The sequence below is a fragment of the Affinirhizobium helianthi genome (assembly GCF_042680945.1).
Lineage (GTDB): Bacteria > Pseudomonadota > Alphaproteobacteria > Rhizobiales > Rhizobiaceae > Neorhizobium > Neorhizobium helianthi.
In genome coordinates, this window is record NZ_JBHUEQ010000006.1 from 24536 (window position 1) to 41548 (window position 17013).

Consider the following 17013-nt stretch of genomic DNA (forward strand, 5'->3'; position numbering starts at 1 on the left):
TCCATCCGTCGGCTCGCCTTTTGAACAGGGGCCTTCGCGATAAAGCATCGCACTGGCCGGTCGAGCTGCATCATTGCTATTTCATTCCGTTTTCAATGGACTTTATCATGTCTCAAAGCCCACAGGCCTCCAGCCGAAGCATTTCAACCTGGTACATTGACCCCGATGCCGAAGATGCGATGGCAGACGGTCATGCGCCCATATGGCGCCATCTGATCGACCTCATTCCGGAACAGGATCTGACCGGCAAAACGGTTCTGGATTTCGGCTGCAACCAAGGCGGCTTTTTGCGTCTGTTGCATGGCCAACGCCCCTTCCACAAAGCGCTTGGGATCGACATCGCAGAACAATCGATTGCCAAAGCCAATAGCTTGAAGGGAAACCTTCCCATTCAGTATCAGGCCGGAGCCCATCTGGAGGGCTGGGCCGATACCTTCGATCTCGCCTTCAGTCACGAGGTTATCTACCTGGTCGAAGACATCAACCGCCATGCGGCTGAGGTCTGGCAGGCTTTGAAGCCGGGCGGCATCTATTATGCCATCACTGGCTGCCACACGGACAATCCGCTTTGGCCGCAGTGGCGCACGCTGGTTGCCGAGCGCACGCATACGGTCGTGCAGGATCGTTCCGTTACGGATTATGCAGAAGCATTCGAAGCGGCAGGCTTCAAGGTTTCGGCGCGGAAGCTGCAATACGAAGGCTTCATTCCCTTCACCAAGAGTGACTGGACGCCCAGCTTCGCGGACGCATTGGACTACTATACCGCCACAAAAGTGGTGTTTCGGCTGTTCAAGCCATTCTGAATCCTGAGGCCTTTCCCTGCCGCCAGGCGGTGGCAGGGTCCGAGGCGCTTTTGCCCAGAGGATTTCCGGTGCGAACGGACACCCGTGCAATACTCAATCTGCTTATTGCGCCAAAGCCCGGACGCAACTGCTGCCGGACTTTGCGCGACGTGCTCTATCAGGCCCGGAGGGCAGTGCGACGCGCCAGCTCCACATCGAAATGCGGGGGCGCATCGGGTGCAATATCGACAAAACGACCCTTAACGCGGAACACATCCTCGATAAGACCACTTTTCGCCAGATCGGCAGGCTTTCCATCGAAGAGATGCTCTCCTTTGGCGAGAAGCGAGATTCGATCGGAAACAGACATTGCCTGATTCAGATCGTGAATCGCCATGATCACAGTTACACCGCGCTCTCGGCTAAGGTGATGCACCAGATCCAGAACCTCGATCTGATAGCCGATGTCGAGGAAGGATGTGGGTTCATCAAGCAGAAGAATCCGTGCTTCCTGCGCGACCGCTGCGGAAATCCAGGCCCGTTGTCTTTCTCCACCCGAAAGCTCTCGCAAGCTGCGTTGGGCGTGGCTCGTCAAACCCGTGCATTCCAATGCCCACTCAATAGCTGCCTCATCTTGCCGACCGTAGCTGCGCAGCAGTCCCACATGGGCGAACCTACCCTGCCGAACCAGTTGCTCAACCGTCATCTCATCCGGAGCTGTCGGCTGCTGCGGCAGGAAGGCCAGGCGCTTTGCCAGCTGTCGCCTCGAAAGAGAGGATACCGGAACGCCGTCGATTGCTGAATAGCCCTCGCTTGGTTTGGCGAGGCCCGCCAATGCCTGGAGCGCGGTGCTTTTGCCGGAGCCGTTCGGGCCGATGAGAGCGCGAACCTCGCCCGGCTGCAAAGACAGGGTCAGCTGGTTGAGTGCTTTGCGTTTTCCATAATGCACGGACAAGCTTGAACAGGACAGCTGCATGGGGACCTCATGGAGATTTTCGAAGGAGAAAGATGAGCACAGGTACGCCAAAGATAGCGGTGATGACGCCGATCGGGATTTCCTCGGCTTGACCCAGAACCCGCCCCGTAAGATCGCCAAGGGTTACTATGATGGCCCCAAGAGCGATGGTGAGCGGCAGGATGAGAGTTGTCCGGTTACCGGCAGCATATCGTGCGAGATGTGGAACCACGAGGCCGACAAAGACGATCGGTCCAACGGTTGCCACGGCGCTGGATGCCAGGAGGCAAGACAGGAAAAGCGCGAGGGTGAACTGCTTTCGGTAGGAAAGACCGAAGGATTGGGCCACGGCTGAATCCAGCCTCAGCAATTCCAGCGGCCGCCGGATTAACGGGAGCAACGCCAAACCTATAACCGTGTAGGGAAGCAGGAAAACCAGATGCTCCCAACTGCGCGCATAGAGGCTGCCCGACAGCCATTCCAGCAGGACATCGAGCCTGTTGGAGCCCCAGCCCGCAATCAGGCCGATGGCAACGGCATGAAACACAGCGCCAACCGCTATACCGCACAGGGTAATCCGAAGCGGTCCGAGTTCCGTGCGGAAGGCGAGAAGATAGATCAGGCCCCCGGCGGCGGCACCACCAAGCACGCCGATGGTCGGCAGCCACTCAAGAGGAAGCTCCGGCACAGTGGTCGTGCCTGTGTATTGGATATAGACCGACAGGAGCAGGAAGAGGCTCACGGCGAGCGTTGCCCCTTGCGAAATTCCCATGATCGATGGGTCTGCCAGCGGATTTTTTGTTACGTTCTGGAGAATGAGCCCAGCCACGGCAAGATGAATGCCAGCCAGTCCGCCCACAAGAACGCGGGGGACACGCATGTCCCAGATGATGGAATGGACTTCCCGCGAGGCGGTTCCGTCGAAGACGGCCATGATATCGACAAGCGGAATATCCACGACGCCAAGGAGAACAGCCACGACTGGAGACGTAAGCATCACGGCAAAGATCAGCAAAAGGGTGCCGATAGGCGGCCCCTTTCGACGAAGGGCGACAGCAGTCATTTCGCGCTCCCCAAATTCGAACTGCGCCTTTGAACCAGCCAGATGAAGATCGGTCCGCCGATGAGTGCTGTCACGATGCCTACGGGTAGCTCACGTGGGGGTGCTATGCTTCTTGCAAAAACATCACCCAGAACGACAATGAACGCGCCGATGGCGCAGGTGAGTGCCATGGTCCAGAGAGGGCCATTCGGCTTGAGAAGTCGCGCTATATGGGGAGATGCAAGGCCAACAAAGGCAATCGGACCGGCGACCGGCACAATGCCAGCGACCGGCAGGACAGCGAGCAATAACAGCATCGGTTTCCAGAGATGCAGCTGCAATCCCATGCCAGCGGCAGCCTGCTCACTCAAGGATAGCATTCCGAGCACGCGGTGGCACAAGAATGCGCCGATACAGCCAAAGCAAACCCACGGTGCCAAAAAAGCGAGCTGTGTCCATGACCGACCCTGAAAGCCGCCTGAAAGCCAGAACAAAAGGGATGGAACCTGCGGCCCGCTGGTCAGAATGATCCATGTGCTGACCGCACCCAGGAACATGGAAACGCTTACACCGCCAAGTGCAAGGTGCAGCGGGCGCCCTGAACCACCACGCGCGATCCAGAATGTTACGCCCGCCGCGGATAGCCCCCCGAGCAAGCCGACAAAGGGATAATAGACCGACGAAAACCAGGGAATAAAAACGAAGCAGAGGACAATGGGGGCAACAGCACCCGCGGTAACGCCCGTCAAACCCGGTCCGGCCAGCGGATTTCGCGTGAGGGACTGGAGCAGATAGCCGGAGATTCCGAGACCCGCGCCCGCAAGCATAGCTGCCAGACTTCTTGGCAGCCGCAATGTCCACACGAGAATGGAATCAATTTTGCCGTCCGGATGAACCAAAACCTGCCAAAGCTCTGCCGGTGGAACGGGCCGCGTGCCGACGAGAAGACCGCCCAGAATAGCAATGACACTGGCGCTGACGAGTATGATCGTCAGCGCCAGCATGCGCAGGTCGCGAGCCAAAAGAGAGCCCGTCAAGGTCAATCTCACTGGCCGAGATTCGCCGGGATCATCTTCGCGGCTTCCGCCTTGACGTCCACAACAGGGAATGCCTCAGGGTAAAGGTAGTGCGCAGCTTCGCGCATCACGATTTCGCGGGCAATGGGTCCGTTGGTCTCAACCCACTGATCGCCGACATAGTGAACGCGCTTGTTCTTCACGGCGGAAAGCTGGTTCCAGATGGGGTTGTTTTCATGCGGACGATCCGGCCCGCTATCGTAGACGAAGATGACCTCAGGGTCCTTCTCCAGCATCGTCTCGAGGCTGACCTCCGCGCCGAATTTGCCCTCTTTCGGGGCAGGACCCACGATGTTGTCGCCACCGAGCGCTGCGACGATGGATGCCGCCGAATTCTCCGTGTAGAAGGAGAAAGGCGTATCGCCAGCCCACATGATCTGGAAACGGGGATGCGAGCCCTTAGGCGCCTTGGCAGCAAATTCCGCAAGGTGACGCTTGAAATCCGCATTCAGCTTTTCGCCTTGCTCGGGCTTGCCCAGAACTTTTGCGATATCCGTGACTTCGCGGTAGCTTTCGCTCAGCAGCTCACCTTTATAGGCCAGGTAAGATCCAATCTTCTCAAATTGGGCTGCGTTGCCAACCGTGTATCGTTTCATGGCGATGATGACATCGGGTTTGGCTTCCGCCAGAAGCTCAAGATTGGGCTTGGCACGCTGTCCAATCGCCTTCATGTCCTTTGTAAGGCCAAGGAGATAGTCTGGTTCACGGCCTGCTGTCATATAGGTTGTCGCGACGGGCTTGATACCGAGCGCCAGTGCCACGTCAACACCGAGATAGGACACGGCAGCAACACGCTTCGGGTTGGCCATGACCTGCACTTCGACGCCACGGTCATCCTTGACGGTAACCTTGTCATTGGCAAAGGAGGGCTGAGCCACCAAGAGGGCGGCCAAGCTGACGATCGAGCAAAGCCGCAGATTTGCTTTTTTCATTCGACTATTCTCCATTAAATATAAACATATGCATTACAGCGCGAGCACAGGTGTAAATCTCTGGTCGAGGGATTTATTTCCCTCTCAAGTAGAGTTCTGCCTGGTCACTCGTGTTTGGTGATTGACGACTAGAGTAAAAACATGATCGCTGCAATCATGTTTTTTGGCTCGGGCGTAGATTAGCTTTTGCGGTGGCCTTACATGGCCACACTCTGGATTTTTGCGGAGGTTCCGCGGAGTGCGTTCAGAAAATGCCACCACAAGAGCAGGCTTGTGACGCCAAAGCCGAGGCACAGACCAAACCAGACACCGTAACCCTCCCAGCCGAGGAGATAAGAGCATGCAAACATGCAAGGAATGCCCACACCCCAGTAGCCGATGAGCGTATTGGTGAGACCGGCCTTGGTGTTGCCCAGCCCTCTCAGCAGCCCGATGCAAATGTTCTGCGAGCCCTTCAGGAATTGATGTGCAATGGCAAACCAGAGGAGAACGGCCGCAAGAGACACAACATCGGGATCCGGATTTTGCGCGAGGAAGGGGCGAAGCACCACTTCCGGCACGAGAATGTATGCCATGCCGATCAATGCCATCACGCCGAAGCTGATCGTGAAGGTTCTGGCTGCCACGGACCCTATTTCCTCAACATCACCCTTGCCCAGCGTGCGGCTGACGAGAATAGATGAGCCGTGCGAAAGGCCGATGTTCAGCTGATAAACGATATAGGCCAGTTGATTGACGATATTGGAGGCAGCCAGGGCAACGGGGCCAAATGTGCCCATCAGAACGGTGGCAATGGAGGTGATGGCCGCTTCTGAGCCGTAGGTCAGGGAGATCGGCGTCCCCATCTTTGCAATCCGCAAGACAGTGGCCCATTTTGCATTCCAGGCATCGAGTGCCAGCAATCCATTCAGTTTGTCATCCCGTTTGACGGTGCGCAGATAGACTGCGAAGGTCCAGATTTGCACGAGCGTTGTCGAAAGGCCGATGCCCACAAGGCCGAGCTTTGGCATTCCCAGCCAGCCATAAATAAAGGCTGCGTTGAGCAATGCATTCACAGCAATGGAAAGGATCGTTACCGTGAGCAGGGAGCCTGCCCTGCGCATGCCGACGGCGAACTGGCGCAGCACATTCAGCCAGATCATCGGCAGCAGACCGGGTGCGAGCGCAAGCATGATTGGATTGGCAAGATCGACCACGGCTTGCGCCTGTCCAAGGCTGCCAAGGAAGCGGCCAAAGAGGACGAGTACAGCACCTGCGACCAAAGCGGCCACTGTGGCGAGCAACATCGCTGCTCTCAGAAGATCTTTCACCTCTTCGATGGCAACATCGTCAATTGCAGTTGAGCCGGTCCGCTTCTCGCCGCGTCCAACCGCGGCGGCGACCATGTTTCCGACGCTTGTGACCATGCCAACGCACATGGTTCGCAACTGGTTGTAAAGCAGCATGGCAAGGCCGCCTGCGGCAACCGCTTCGAGACCCAGAAGGCCCATCATCAGCAAGTCAGTGCTGGTCAATGCCACCTGTGCGAACTGGATACCGGCAATGGGAGCGGCGAGGGCTATGATTTCACGATAATGCTTCACACTCATTTCGTTTATCTGGCCCCCATCATCGCTGTCTCGCTTGCAGCCAGCGCAACGGAATCGCGATAAGCCTCCAACAGGCCACTGATGCGATTGTCTATCCGTACATCAAGGAGGCTTCGTTCTCGAAGCCAGTCATCGTCGTAAACGCTGTCGAGGTATTTTTCTCCGGCATCGCATATCAGCACAACCATCGTACTGCCGGGCTCTACAAGGGCCAGACGCTTCAGCGCGACGTGCACCGCGGCTCCCGCCGTTCCACCCACGAGCAGGCCCGTCCGCTTTGCAATTACGCGTGCCGCACTGAACGCATCGGCATCATCGACAGTCAGACCCTCATCGATCAGGTCATGGTCCACATTGGGCCCGACGGTAAAGCCCGCAGGCGCGCCAGCACCACTCTGCCAGTACTTTCCGGGCTTTCCTCCGAAGATGATCGAGCCTGTAGGCTCCACGCCGATACTGACCACCTTTGAACCCAGGCGCCGCATTTCGCGCACTGTGCCGCATAGGGTGCCGCCAGTCCCGACCGCACCGACAAGGTAGTCCACCCCATTGGGCAGATCGCGCAGCAGTTCTGCCGCCAGACCGGCGTAGCCGCGGTTATTGTTGGGATTATAGTGTTGATCAGGCCAGAAGGCGCCTGTTTGCGCCACGATTTCCTCTGCCATCTTGCGGCGCGCCACAGTGCTCGGGCCGTCTGTCTTGCTATCCACGAAAACCAGTTCAGCGCCCAGTGCTTTCATCGCACGAAGCTTGTCCCGGGAGGCGTGCCCATCCACGATTGCCGTGAACCTGTAACCCCGCTCCAGCGCAACGAGCGCCAAACCGGTGCCCGTGTTGCCGGATGTCGGCTCAACAATATGGCCGCCGGGTTTCAATCTGCCGTCTCGTTCAGCGGCCAGTATCATCTCCCTGGCCATGCGCACCTTGCAGGAGCCGGTGGGATTGAACTGTTCCAGTTTGAGGATCAGCCTGCTTCCGCTGCCTGTACGGGCAAATTCGATCATGGGCGTGTTGCCTATGAGGTCTGAGCCGAAGGCGACGACCTTTTCGAAGGCCTTGCTGTTGAGAATGTTCATTCGTCGATCCTCCAGGTGGTTTCCCCACCATGACGCGAAAGGATGATTTTTGGGGGCAGAGGAAGCTGGTGAAACTCGCTCTCGTTCTTATCCATCTGGTAGCCAGCGGTATTGGGGTAGACGAGCAAATCACCGTGGCGGGGCCGTGCCGGAAACGCGATCTTCCGCCAGGTCAGCACGTCATATTCCATGCAGCTGGACCCGCCGATGACCGCGTGGACAGGTGTCTGTGGACGCTCGGGCCCGCATTGCACGAGGTGAGGCGTTGGCAGGAACTCGCTGTTCTTCCATTGTTCGGAGAGGCTCATGCTCAAACCAGCGACGGTGACAATGCCGTGCTCGTCATTCTGCTTGAAGCCCTGAACGGGAAAAACAGTCATGCCTGCACCATCGAGAAGTGCGCGTCCTGGCTCCAGATAAAGCTCGACGCCAGCCGCGATGAGCTTTTCTGCGAGTGTGGCATTGCCCAAAGTCGTTTGCAGGATGGCGTCCAGCATGCTGGCGCCGGTTGGAGACTGATAATAGGGATAGAAATGGCTGAAGCTCTTGGCCGCATGGAACTGGTCTGGAGACAGGGCCTCCTTGAACGCTAGCCAATCGGCTTCTTCAATGTAGGCGCAGGCAAAGCCGCCGCCGATCGAAATGCCGCGGCAGGGAAAGCCCGCGGCTTTTGCCTCGGTGCATTTGTCGATCAGCAGCGCGGCAAGCTCGGCACGGGGAAGAACTGCGTAACCATCGAGATGGAAAGAAAATCCATCCATCACGATCAGGTCGCGGTTGTCTCCGCAGAGTGTCAAAGCGGCCGCGAGGTCCTGCGGACTTAATCCAAACCTGCTGTTTGGCGCATTGGGTGGCAGAATGCGCAGAAGAATACGCAGCGGCCCATTTTCCCTGGCAATGGCAAGGGAGCGCTCCAGCTCATCGAGTGCATCGATTGCAACCAGCGCGCCGTGTCTCACCGAAAGCCACAGAAGATCATCACTTTTCGCCGCGCCCGTTACGCCGATATTGTCGCCGCGCACGCCATTTGCGAGTGCATGGACAAATTCGGGGATACTCGCCACATCAACCGCGCCTTCGAGGCGCGAAACTTCACGCAACCAGGCGCCAGCCTTGTTGGCCTTCTTGCCAAAGTAGACATTGCCGGGCACGCCCCGCTGTCGCAGAACGTTCTGGAAGTTGGAGAGGTTGTCTGCAAAGGTCGGTGGATGAATGAGATGGAAAGGTCCATTCACGACCCGAGCGATCTGCTCCAGCAAGGTGCTGTTTGCGCGGGCGGCAAGCGCCCAATCTCGCTCGATTGCACGAATTGCGTTAATTGTTATTTCCACAGCTCAACCCTCGCGCCGCGACCTGCCGCAATGGCCCGCGTGGCAAGCGCGTGGGCAACGGGAATGTCGGTGATGATCATGCCGCTGCTGAACGCGAACACGCGATCCTGCTGCGACCGGCGGCCGGGTTTCAAACCTGCAACGATGTCCGGCAATTCGGCGTCGATGCTTGCATCGCGTCCATCCCCGGCCAGCCGCTTTCCGGTGACGCCCATCTGTCCCTCATTGGTGGCAATGGCATAATCAGCTTCGCGCAGAGAACCGGCTTCCACGCCCTTACTGGCAACTGAAATCAGCAAGCCCCCGGCAGGCAGCCATTGTGTCTGGATCTTCGGGTGGGCGGCACGACCGGAAGCGGCAACGACAATATCGGATTGGGAGACGGCTTCCGGAACATCCTTGACCAGCTCGATTTCACGGTCTGGAAAATATTTCGCGAACGTGGAAAGGCTGAGCGCAATGCCATCCGGATGCGTTCCGAAGAGGCGTAGCTTCTTTAGAGAAGGCAGCGCCGTGAGCAGATAGGGAAGCGTGTTGACGCCCTGTGCGCCAGTGCCAACCATGAGCGCCGACTGCGGATTTTCCTTGGCGCAATACTTGGCGATAATTGCAGTCGTTGCCGGGGTGCGTGAGCCGCCGACCCGGTGGCAATCCATGAAGGCAAACGGGAAGCCCGTCGTGTCATCGTAAAGGCTGATGGTAGTGTAGTATTTTTCCGCGCTGTCATTGCCCTGACGATAGGAGGTCTTGAAGCCAAGTTGCTCCAGCGCTCCGTCATAACCCAGCATTGAGTAAGAAATTGAATCGCGCTCCTCTTTCGGAAGGGGCATCATCAATTTCGTCGGGCAACGCGATGCGCCCTTGGCGAAAGAGAGATAGGCATCCTCAACAAGGCGAATAACCTCGGCCGGCGGCAGTTCAATGTCGCAAAGGTCCGTCCTGCTTAATACGTGCATGGCAGGTGTATGAAGAAACGAAGTCATAGTTTTATGCTTTCCAATAGTCGTTAAACGGGCATGCAGAAGCAGCCTCAGCACCCGCACAACTTGGGGCGATGCGCTGTTCATCTGATGTGTGCTTTGATGTGGAAGCCTTAGCCCACCGCAAACTCGACGCGTGGCGCTGCAGTCTCGCAAGTTGCGTATCCGGTTATGCTGGGATGCATCAACTCGCTTAAAGACACTGCACAGCGCGGCAATGGCTCCTGAAAAATATGCCTTGTTGTTTTATGCGGGAATTTCTTGCCACTCCGCGCCATGGTGAATATGCAATGCGGCGTGATCGTTTCGCCGGGTCGCCATGCCGTGACATCAACCCGGTCGTAATCCAGAAGAACCACCGGCATGAGCGCAAGGTTCAAGCGTTTGGCAACCTCGAGCCGATGATGGCCATCCATGACGAAAAGTGCATTTTGATGTATGCTCACTGGTGTCGTCCAGTAGCCAGAGCGCAATATTTCGCGTTCTAGAAATTGGACGTGTTTTAAGTCTACCTCCTCGGTCGGTGTAAGCTTAATAGGATCAATAAGAAAATAATTTGGACTTCTCGTATACATGACGCCTCCTAGACGTTTTGGCTTAACGAGTGCGTCCCCTCAATATTTTTATTATGGCCGCGATAATACGGAAAATGAGTCCCCCGTCAATATAACATGACAAATTTTATCATGTTTAGAGTCGTTCCATTGTGCGGCGGCGACCGACGCTATCCGGGGTGCAAACTGCGCAATGGTCTCAAAGGCTAAGAATTTGGTCTGAAATGGCGTTGACCAGTTCATGGTCGTGGCTGATCAACAGGGCACCACCGCCTGCTCCAACAAATTGCCTCACCGCGTCCATCAGAGTTGCCGTGGTCGCAGGATCCAGCATGGCGGTGGGCTCGTCCAATATCAGGTAGGACGGTTTGGTGGCCAGAACACGGGCCATGGCTGCGCGTTGTAGCTGCCCATCGGAAACCTGTACCGGGTATCGTCCCAGAAGGTCCGGAGTGAGCGCAACGGCTGCAAGAACATCATCGAGCCTGATGTCCCGCTTGGCAGTCAGCGCAATTGTTCGACCAAGTGTGAGACGCGGATCGCATGAGCGGCGTGGCGATTGGAAAACCATACCGATCCGTCCTCGACCGATCCGACTCAGTTTTGGCGCGATCGGCACGCCGTCGCAGGTGACGCTACCCGATGTTGGCTTTGCCAACCCTGCAAGCACGCGGCCAAGTGTCGTTTTTCCTCTGCCGGACGGTCCAACAAGGCCAAATATGCTGCCGGGCTGCACGTGTAGATCGATCGCATCAAGCACCCTGACCGATCTGCCGCCGGGTAGGCGACAATCAACCGTGACCTCTTTTGCGATCAAGCCAGACATCAGCGCCCCCCTACCTGTTTCAGCCGTTTGGTGTATCCGTAATCTTCCGGCAGGTTGGTCAAAGTGGGAGGTGCTCCCGGCATCCTTTTCAGCCCATTTCTAGGCAAAGCCGCGATCAGATCCCTAGTGTAAAGATGCTGCGCTCCTCCGGCGAGGAGCTTGGCGGCTTTTCCCTGTTCGACAAGGCGCGATGCATAGATGACACTGAGGTCATCAGCCACCTCGGTATCGATCAAGGCGGCTATGTCATGTGTGATCAGCATGACTGCTGCACCCGAACTGGCCAAGTGTCGCAGCAATTGCAACAGAGCGATCGTCAGCAGGGGGTCAAGGGCGGCGGTTGGTTCATCTGCGATAATGACATCGGGGCTACCGGCAAGTGCAAACGCTACCGCTGCGCGCTGTGCCATGCCCCCTGAAAGCTGATGCGGATAGAGCATGAGGGCGGATGGATCGAGTTCTACCCGACTTAGAAGCTCTTCAGGTTTTACCCTGCCACCAAGTGCCTCGACTGTTTCCCTCAATTGAGAACCAAGTGTTCTGACCGGTGTCAAAAACGTTGAGGCGGATTGGGGTATGAGCGCGACATGTCTCCCATGTAGGACGTGTTCTCTGCCAAAGATGCTCTCACCGCGATAGCGCACGCTCCCGGTTACGTTTGCTGTACGAGGCAGCAAGCCTGTCATGGCCTGGGCAATGGTGGACTTACCGCAACCGGACTCACCGACAACGGCATGAAGCCGTCCCTTTTCCAGCGACAGTGAAACATCTGTTGCAGCATGCACCACATGACCGCCCTTCAGCGGAATGCGAACAGTCAGTCTATCCAGATCCACGATCATCGCAGGCTCCCCTGTGCGCCGAGCAAACGGTCTTTGAGGTCAGCGCCGATCATGGCCACCGCGAGTGTGACAAGGATCAGCAACAGGCTGGGAAACAGAAGCATCCACCACTGGCCCAGGAGCAATGCTCCTTGCGCGTCGGCCAACAGGGTGCCGAGAGAAGCCTGATGGGCAGGAAGGCCAAGCCCCAGGAAAGACAAAGTCGATTCATGCCAGATGGTATGGGGAACAAGGAGGATAAGACCGACCATGGCCTGTCCCAGCGCGGCAGGGGCCATGTGATGGCGGATGATCTGCCAGTGTGACATGCCTCCAAGCCAGGCGGCCTGAACAAATTCCGCATGCCTCAACCCCAGCACTTGAGCCCTGACAGTCCGTGCGATGGATGTCCAATGGGTCAACACCAGCGACAGGATGATCGCCGTCACCGATCCCCGGAACAAAGATACGATCAGCACCCCCACAAGCAGGTGCGGCAATGCATTGAGAGCGTCGACAAAGCGCATGATGCTTCGATCAACCCATCCTCCAAGCATGCCTGCCGTAAGCCCCAGAGACATGCCCAGGAGAGTGGAGCTGATGGCTGTGACGAGGGAAATCACCAAGGATATGCGGATACCCTCGGCAACGCGGATGAAGAGATCGTGTCCGGCGGCGTCCGTGCCGAATGGACCGCCTTCTCCAGGCGGCAGACCCGCGCGGGAGAAGTCTACAGAGGAGAGATCCACATCTGCAACCAACGGGATGAAAATCGCATAGCCGACAATGACAAGGAAAACAGTCCAGCCCGCCGTTACAGCGATGCCCCAACTGGAGGGCATGAATGAACGCAGATCAGGCATCGGCATCCACCCGCGGATCAAGGATCACGAACACCAGGTCCGCAAGGAGATTGCCGATCAGAACAAGGGCGGTTGCGGCAACGGTTAGAAAAGTCAGCAGCGGAAAATCGAGCGATTGGGCGCTGCGCACCAGCGCGGTACCCAGACCTGGCCAAGCAAAGATGGTTTCGATTAGGACAGAGCCCGCGATCAGTTCAGACAAGCGCGCGCCGACGAGTGCAACAAACGGCGGCAAGGCGATCGGGAGTACATGGCGCCAGACAATCCGCCGTGGGGGAATTCCCCTGAGCCTTGCGCCGCGCACGGCATCAGAGGTTATCGCTTCCGCAATAGATTCGCGCAGGCTGAGGACAAGCCACGGCATCTGCGTTAGCGCCAGCACGAAACCGGGCATGAGGAGGTGGATGACGGTTGAAGCAAAGGTGATCGGCTGCCCGGGATAGGTCAAGCCGCCGGTTGGAACCCAGTTCAACGTCAGTGCAAAAATAGCCAGAGCCGCGAGAGCCACCACAAAAGGAGGAGTCGCCTGCATTGTCACGGACAGGGTGCTGATCAGAGTGTCAACGGCACCCCGTGGACGAAGCCCTGCCCAGACACCAAGGCCAAGCGACAGGGCGACACTCAACGCAAAGCCAGCCGAGCCGAGAAGCAATGTCCAGGGCAACCGGTCTTCCAGCACCTGCACGACAGGTTGATGATAAGCCCGGGATATGCCGAGGTCGCCGCGGGCAATGTCACGGATCCATTCGAACCAAGCTTCGTACCAGGGTAGATCCAGCCGCAACTGTGCCGTGAGCTGCGCCTGCTGCGTGACGGATAGTTCTCCAGCGCGACCTCCCGTATAAGCATCGAGCGGATCGAATGGACTGATCGCCGCGAGTCCGAAAACACCAAGCGTTACGAGAACAAGCAAGGGAAGCAGGAATGCCAGACGCCTTCCCGCCACGATGGCGAGGTCACGGCGTCTCAGTTTTATCCGTAAAACCAGACTGTTCATGACGATTACCGACGCCAATCCTCAATCGCATACCAAGGGCCGAAATTGACGCCATGCGTATGAGGTTCCAGTATGCCGTCGGCGCCTTTGAAGCCTTGAGCGCGTTTGACATAGACGTGGTTCACGTAAACCAGTTGCAGCATGGCTGGCCGGGTGCGGTATTCTCTTTGGACAGCGCGATAGAGCTCGTTCTGCTGGCCTTGATCTGCTGTGCGCCGGGCAGTCTCCAGAAGCGTGTCAATCTGCGGGTTGCGATAGTCCGAGCCGTTATCCCACTTCGCGCCTGCACCTGGAGCGGCATAGCTGGAGTGCAGAATGCGGAATATCTGCCCGTCGAGGGAATAGGGAATTCCGCCGCCGCCCAGCATCACAGGGGTGTGCGAATACATATCTGCTGTAACGGCCTTGGAATCCCGGGCGACGGGGATCAATTCTACGCCGATTTTCTTGAGATCGCTGGCCGCAGCAAGTGTGAGATCACGCCGCGCGCGGTCGCGGTTCGGGAAATAGATGACCTGAAAGGATGCACGCTGCCCGTTTTTCGTCCGGATCCCATCTGGTCCCGGCTTCCAGCCTGCCTCCTCGAGAATTTTGATTGCAGCGCCGGGATCGAAGGGAAACTCCAGGGAAGGGTCATAGGCATCGCCGTAAAATGGTGCGAGGAAGGTGGAGTTCGCAACGGCATGACCCTTCATCACATACTTCACCATATTCTCGCGATTGACCGCGAGATTGACGGCGAGGCGCACCGCATCGTCGGCGGTAACCGGATTGCCGGCGGGAAGCGTAATTCCGCGCCAATCCGCAGACCGAACCGATACGACGGCAAACTCCGGTTCCTTGAAGGTTTGAGCCAATTCCGCGACCAGCAGCGTTCCATCCCCTTCACCGGCGCGGAGCTGTTGGGCACGCGCGTTTTCATCGGCTGTGTGGCGTATGACGATTTTGCGCACCTCTGGCTGGGGTCCCCAATAATCCTCGCGTGCAACAAGAATGGCTTCGTCCGAGCGCAGTTCGGAAAGGACATAGGGGCCTGTCCCCACGGGCTTGCTGTTCAGCGGAGAATCTTCAGCAGGACCAAGCTTGTCGAAATCGAACGCTTCCGACGGAGCGATGACATTGAGCAAGCGGCGGTCGAATTCAGCCAGTGGTGTCTTCAAGGTGAAGCGGACGGAATCTCCAGCTGCTTCCACCTTTTCGATATTGTCCCAACCTGCGATTTCAGAAGATGCCGAGCGGGGATCCAGAAGCGCCTTGAAGGTTGCAACAACATCTTCCGGTCCAAAGGTTGTACCATCCGAGAAGGTTACGCCCTGGCGCAAGGGAACCGTCCAGACACGATTCTGCTCTGTTGCCACCGCCGGGCCTGCCGCCAGCTTGGGCAGCAAGGCAGGTTGCCGGTCGAAAACGCCTGTCTCGACCCGATAAAGACCCTGATAAATGTGGGAGTCGCCATTGCGACCGTGGCCCAGGATCGGATTGTAGCGCCCCAGAATGTCGCCGTCGATAATAACGACCGTATCTGTACTTCCTGTGTCGCTGGTTGCAAACGCCGCCGTGCCGGATGTGAGAAGGCCCGTCAGGGAAAAAGCTGTCAAAAGGGCAATAGTATGCGAATTGAAGAACATATGAATAGTTCCTGATCGAATGAAAGCGCTGAAGAACTGCTACGAAAGTTGCTGCGTTATGTAACGTTATATCAAAACTGGCAAGCGGCAATTTCAATTTTAGATTGTTATACAATTGCGAAGATCGAGTTCGCTGTCGGGTTGATGCGAGCACGCGGTGCAGCACAGCGCGCGAGGTAAAATAGTACTATTTGAATATTGCTCATTGTCCGACAACATGACAAACTTCTTAGATAACGGTCTGGTGCTACACTCGGATCGACCGCACGATTGAACCGTGCCAGCTTGCAGAGGGCTGGCTATGCGCTGACTGCAACGTCTGGGAGGTCATTGCAGATGTCGCGAACTTCCGGGGAGGGAAGATTGCAAATCACACACGTAGAGAGCGTTCGCATTGCCGAGCTGCTTTCCTTGAACGCTCCAAAGTTACTGGTTCAGAAGAGCGTGCACGCGCCCAAAAACCGGATGCGCGGCGCCATCAGGTACGAGGCCTGGAACGGAACTCGATACCGGACTGGATAGGCATCAAAGCCTCGCCTCACACGTCAAATATCTCATCGATCTGAGCAGTGCATCCTGAAATTCCGGAGCAGAAATGTCAACGCAAGCATCCGCCGGCCTATCCATCAGAAACACAGCGGCATTTGCCGGCCCTGCCGTCATGTTGCTCGGCATGCTTATGTTTGCCCTTAACGATGCCTTGGGCAAATGGCTGGTTGCCAGCTATGGGCTTGGTCAGGTTGTCCTGATCCGCAGCCTTGCCGCGCTTCTTATCCTTGCTCCATTTCTCTGGATGGCAGGTAAAAAACCCATTGTCGAAGTGCAACGCCCCGGCTTGCAGCTGGCGCGCGTCATCTTTTCAACCATGGAGGTCTTCTGCTTCTACTATGCGGTCATGTATCTGCCGCTGGCAGATGTGATGACCTACTGGCTGGCCGCACCCATCTATGTCGCTGCATGCGCGCCCTTCCTGCTGGGGGAAAAGGTCGGCTGGCGCCGCTGGACAGCGATTGCGGTCGGCTTTGTTGGTGTCATCATCACGCTTGAACCATCGAGTGCAATGTTCACCGCGCCTGCGGTTATCTCAATTGCCGGAACGGCTGCATTCGCGTTCATGATGCTGTCCGGTCGCAGCTTGCGCTCGACACCCGATAAGACCCTGGTGCTCTTCCAGACCGGCGGCGCTGCAGTGGCAGGTTTGGTATTCGCGCCATTCGATTGGACACCGCTTAATTCAGCGACCGAGCTATTTCTGCTGGCTCTCCTCGGCGTCGTCGCCATGAGCGCACATATGCTGGTCAACCGCGCACTTAAAATTTCCGATGCGGCAACAGTTGCGCCGCTTCAATATACCCTGCTTTTGTGGGCACTCGTCTTTGGCTGGTGGTTTTTCGGGGAGGTCCCACGCCTGAGCATGGTGCTGGGCGCGGCCCTGATTGTTGGATCGGGCCTCTTCATCTTCTTCCGCGAGCAGCAATTGAAGAAACGCGATGCTGTTCTGCCTGCGGTTCCCGAATAGGAGCTTCTGGCTTTCGTTTACGGAAAAGGCCCGCAACGGGAA

At 57.2% G+C, this 17013-nt stretch carries 16 protein-coding genes; 2 read left to right on the forward strand and 14 right to left on the reverse strand.

Annotated elements, in window-relative coordinates:
* Positions 1–107 precede the first annotated feature (107 nt).
* Complete coding sequence (locus tag ACFSE1_RS05245; protein WP_377397409.1) at positions 108–803, forward strand: class I SAM-dependent methyltransferase; 696 nt, start codon at positions 108–110, stop codon at positions 801–803.
* A gap of 157 nt (positions 804–960) precedes the next feature.
* Here ACFSE1_RS05245 and ACFSE1_RS05250 read toward each other — a convergent pair whose 3' ends face one another.
* From ACFSE1_RS05250 to ACFSE1_RS05315, 14 genes are all read right to left on the reverse strand, one after another.
* Positions 961–1758 (reverse strand): ABC transporter ATP-binding protein, encoded by a 798-nt coding sequence (locus ACFSE1_RS05250; RefSeq protein WP_377397412.1) that lies wholly within the window; start codon positions 1756–1758, stop codon positions 961–963.
* 7 nt (positions 1759–1765) lie between these two features.
* Positions 1766–2800, reverse strand: coding sequence for a FecCD family ABC transporter permease (locus ACFSE1_RS05255; RefSeq protein ID WP_377397415.1), 1035 nt, complete (start codon positions 2798–2800; stop codon positions 1766–1768).
* The gene (locus tag ACFSE1_RS05260) at positions 2797–3783 is read right to left on the reverse strand and encodes a FecCD family ABC transporter permease (RefSeq protein ID WP_377397872.1); all 987 of its coding nucleotides are present in this window, start codon (positions 3781–3783) and stop codon (positions 2797–2799) included. The genes ACFSE1_RS05255 and ACFSE1_RS05260 overlap by 4 nt, the downstream gene beginning before the upstream one ends.
* A 41-nt stretch (positions 3784–3824) precedes the next feature.
* Positions 3825–4787, reverse strand: a complete 963-nt coding sequence (locus ACFSE1_RS05265) for an ABC transporter substrate-binding protein (protein WP_377397418.1) — start codon at positions 4785–4787, stop codon at positions 3825–3827.
* Between the two features lie 197 nt (positions 4788–4984).
* Entirely contained in the window at positions 4985–6376 is a 1392-nt protein-coding gene (locus ACFSE1_RS05270) for an MATE family efflux transporter (protein WP_377397421.1), read from the reverse strand.
* A 5-nt stretch (positions 6377–6381) separates the two neighbouring features.
* On the reverse strand, positions 6382–7452 hold the full coding sequence (locus ACFSE1_RS05275) for a PLP-dependent cysteine synthase family protein (protein ID WP_377397424.1): 1071 nt from the start codon (positions 7450–7452) through the stop codon (positions 6382–6384).
* Positions 7449–8783 carry a type III PLP-dependent enzyme domain-containing protein gene (locus ACFSE1_RS05280; protein ID WP_377397427.1) on the reverse strand — a complete coding sequence of 445 codons (1335 nt, stop codon included), beginning with the start codon at positions 8781–8783 and terminating at the stop codon, positions 7449–7451. The genes ACFSE1_RS05275 and ACFSE1_RS05280 overlap by 4 nt, the downstream gene beginning before the upstream one ends.
* Positions 8774–9766 carry an ornithine cyclodeaminase gene (locus tag ACFSE1_RS05285; RefSeq protein ID WP_377397430.1) on the reverse strand — a complete coding sequence of 331 codons (993 nt, stop codon included), beginning with the start codon at positions 9764–9766 and terminating at the stop codon, positions 8774–8776. The genes ACFSE1_RS05280 and ACFSE1_RS05285 overlap by 10 nt, the downstream gene beginning before the upstream one ends.
* Before the next feature lie 110 nt (positions 9767–9876).
* Positions 9877–10338, reverse strand: a complete 462-nt coding sequence (locus tag ACFSE1_RS05290; RefSeq protein WP_377397433.1) for a ParB N-terminal domain-containing protein — start codon at positions 10336–10338, stop codon at positions 9877–9879.
* 178 nt (positions 10339–10516) lie between these two features.
* Complete coding sequence (locus ACFSE1_RS05295) at positions 10517–11143, reverse strand: ABC transporter ATP-binding protein (RefSeq protein WP_377397436.1); 627 nt, start codon at positions 11141–11143, stop codon at positions 10517–10519.
* Positions 11143–11985: an ATP-binding cassette domain-containing protein gene (locus ACFSE1_RS05300; protein ID WP_377397439.1), complete on the reverse strand. Its 843-nt coding sequence runs from the start codon at positions 11983–11985 to the stop codon at positions 11143–11145. The genes ACFSE1_RS05295 and ACFSE1_RS05300 overlap by 1 nt, the downstream gene beginning before the upstream one ends.
* The gene (locus ACFSE1_RS05305) at positions 11982–12827 is read right to left on the reverse strand and encodes an ABC transporter permease (protein ID WP_377397442.1); all 846 of its coding nucleotides are present in this window, start codon (positions 12825–12827) and stop codon (positions 11982–11984) included. The genes ACFSE1_RS05300 and ACFSE1_RS05305 overlap by 4 nt, the downstream gene beginning before the upstream one ends.
* A complete protein-coding gene (locus ACFSE1_RS05310; protein WP_377397445.1) occupies positions 12820–13824 on the reverse strand; it encodes an ABC transporter permease in 1005 nt (334 codons plus the stop codon). The genes ACFSE1_RS05305 and ACFSE1_RS05310 overlap by 8 nt, the downstream gene beginning before the upstream one ends.
* A gap of 5 nt (positions 13825–13829) precedes the next feature.
* Complete coding sequence (locus ACFSE1_RS05315; RefSeq protein WP_377397448.1) at positions 13830–15452, reverse strand: ABC transporter substrate-binding protein; 1623 nt, start codon at positions 15450–15452, stop codon at positions 13830–13832.
* Between the two features lie 595 nt (positions 15453–16047).
* Between ACFSE1_RS05315 and ACFSE1_RS05320 the strand changes: the two genes are divergently transcribed.
* A complete protein-coding gene (locus ACFSE1_RS05320; protein WP_377397451.1) occupies positions 16048–16971 on the forward strand; it encodes a DMT family transporter in 924 nt (307 codons plus the stop codon).
* The last annotated feature ends 42 nt before the right edge of the window (positions 16972–17013 follow it).

Excerpts from the sequence above, each read along its gene's own strand:
- ACFSE1_RS05245 (WP_377397409.1), top strand. The coding sequence starts at position 108 with ATGTCTCAAAGCCCACAGGCCTCCAGCCGAAGCATTTCAACCTGGTAC.
- ACFSE1_RS05250 (WP_377397412.1), bottom strand. The coding sequence starts at position 1,758 with ATGCAGCTGTCCTGTTCAAGCTTGTCCGTGCATTATGGAAAACGCAAA.
- ACFSE1_RS05255 (WP_377397415.1), bottom strand. The coding sequence starts at position 2,800 with ATGACTGCTGTCGCCCTTCGTCGAAAGGGGCCGCCTATCGGCACCCTT.
- ACFSE1_RS05260 (WP_377397872.1), bottom strand. The coding sequence starts at position 3,783 with ATGCTGGCGCTGACGATCATACTCGTCAGCGCCAGTGTCATTGCTATT.
- ACFSE1_RS05265 (WP_377397418.1), bottom strand. The coding sequence starts at position 4,787 with ATGAAAAAAGCAAATCTGCGGCTTTGCTCGATCGTCAGCTTGGCCGCC.
- ACFSE1_RS05270 (WP_377397421.1), bottom strand. The coding sequence starts at position 6,376 with ATGAGTGTGAAGCATTATCGTGAAATCATAGCCCTCGCCGCTCCCATT.
- ACFSE1_RS05275 (WP_377397424.1), bottom strand. The coding sequence starts at position 7,452 with ATGAACATTCTCAACAGCAAGGCCTTCGAAAAGGTCGTCGCCTTCGGC.
- ACFSE1_RS05285 (WP_377397430.1), bottom strand. The coding sequence starts at position 9,766 with ATGACTTCGTTTCTTCATACACCTGCCATGCACGTATTAAGCAGGACG.
- ACFSE1_RS05290 (WP_377397433.1), bottom strand. The coding sequence starts at position 10,338 with ATGTATACGAGAAGTCCAAATTATTTTCTTATTGATCCTATTAAGCTT.
- ACFSE1_RS05295 (WP_377397436.1), bottom strand. The coding sequence starts at position 11,143 with ATGTCTGGCTTGATCGCAAAAGAGGTCACGGTTGATTGTCGCCTACCC.
- ACFSE1_RS05300 (WP_377397439.1), bottom strand. The coding sequence starts at position 11,985 with ATGATCGTGGATCTGGATAGACTGACTGTTCGCATTCCGCTGAAGGGC.
- ACFSE1_RS05305 (WP_377397442.1), bottom strand. The coding sequence starts at position 12,827 with ATGCCTGATCTGCGTTCATTCATGCCCTCCAGTTGGGGCATCGCTGTA.
- ACFSE1_RS05310 (WP_377397445.1), bottom strand. The coding sequence starts at position 13,824 with ATGAACAGTCTGGTTTTACGGATAAAACTGAGACGCCGTGACCTCGCC.
- ACFSE1_RS05315 (WP_377397448.1), bottom strand. The coding sequence starts at position 15,452 with ATGTTCTTCAATTCGCATACTATTGCCCTTTTGACAGCTTTTTCCCTG.
- ACFSE1_RS05320 (WP_377397451.1), top strand. The coding sequence starts at position 16,048 with ATGTCAACGCAAGCATCCGCCGGCCTATCCATCAGAAACACAGCGGCA.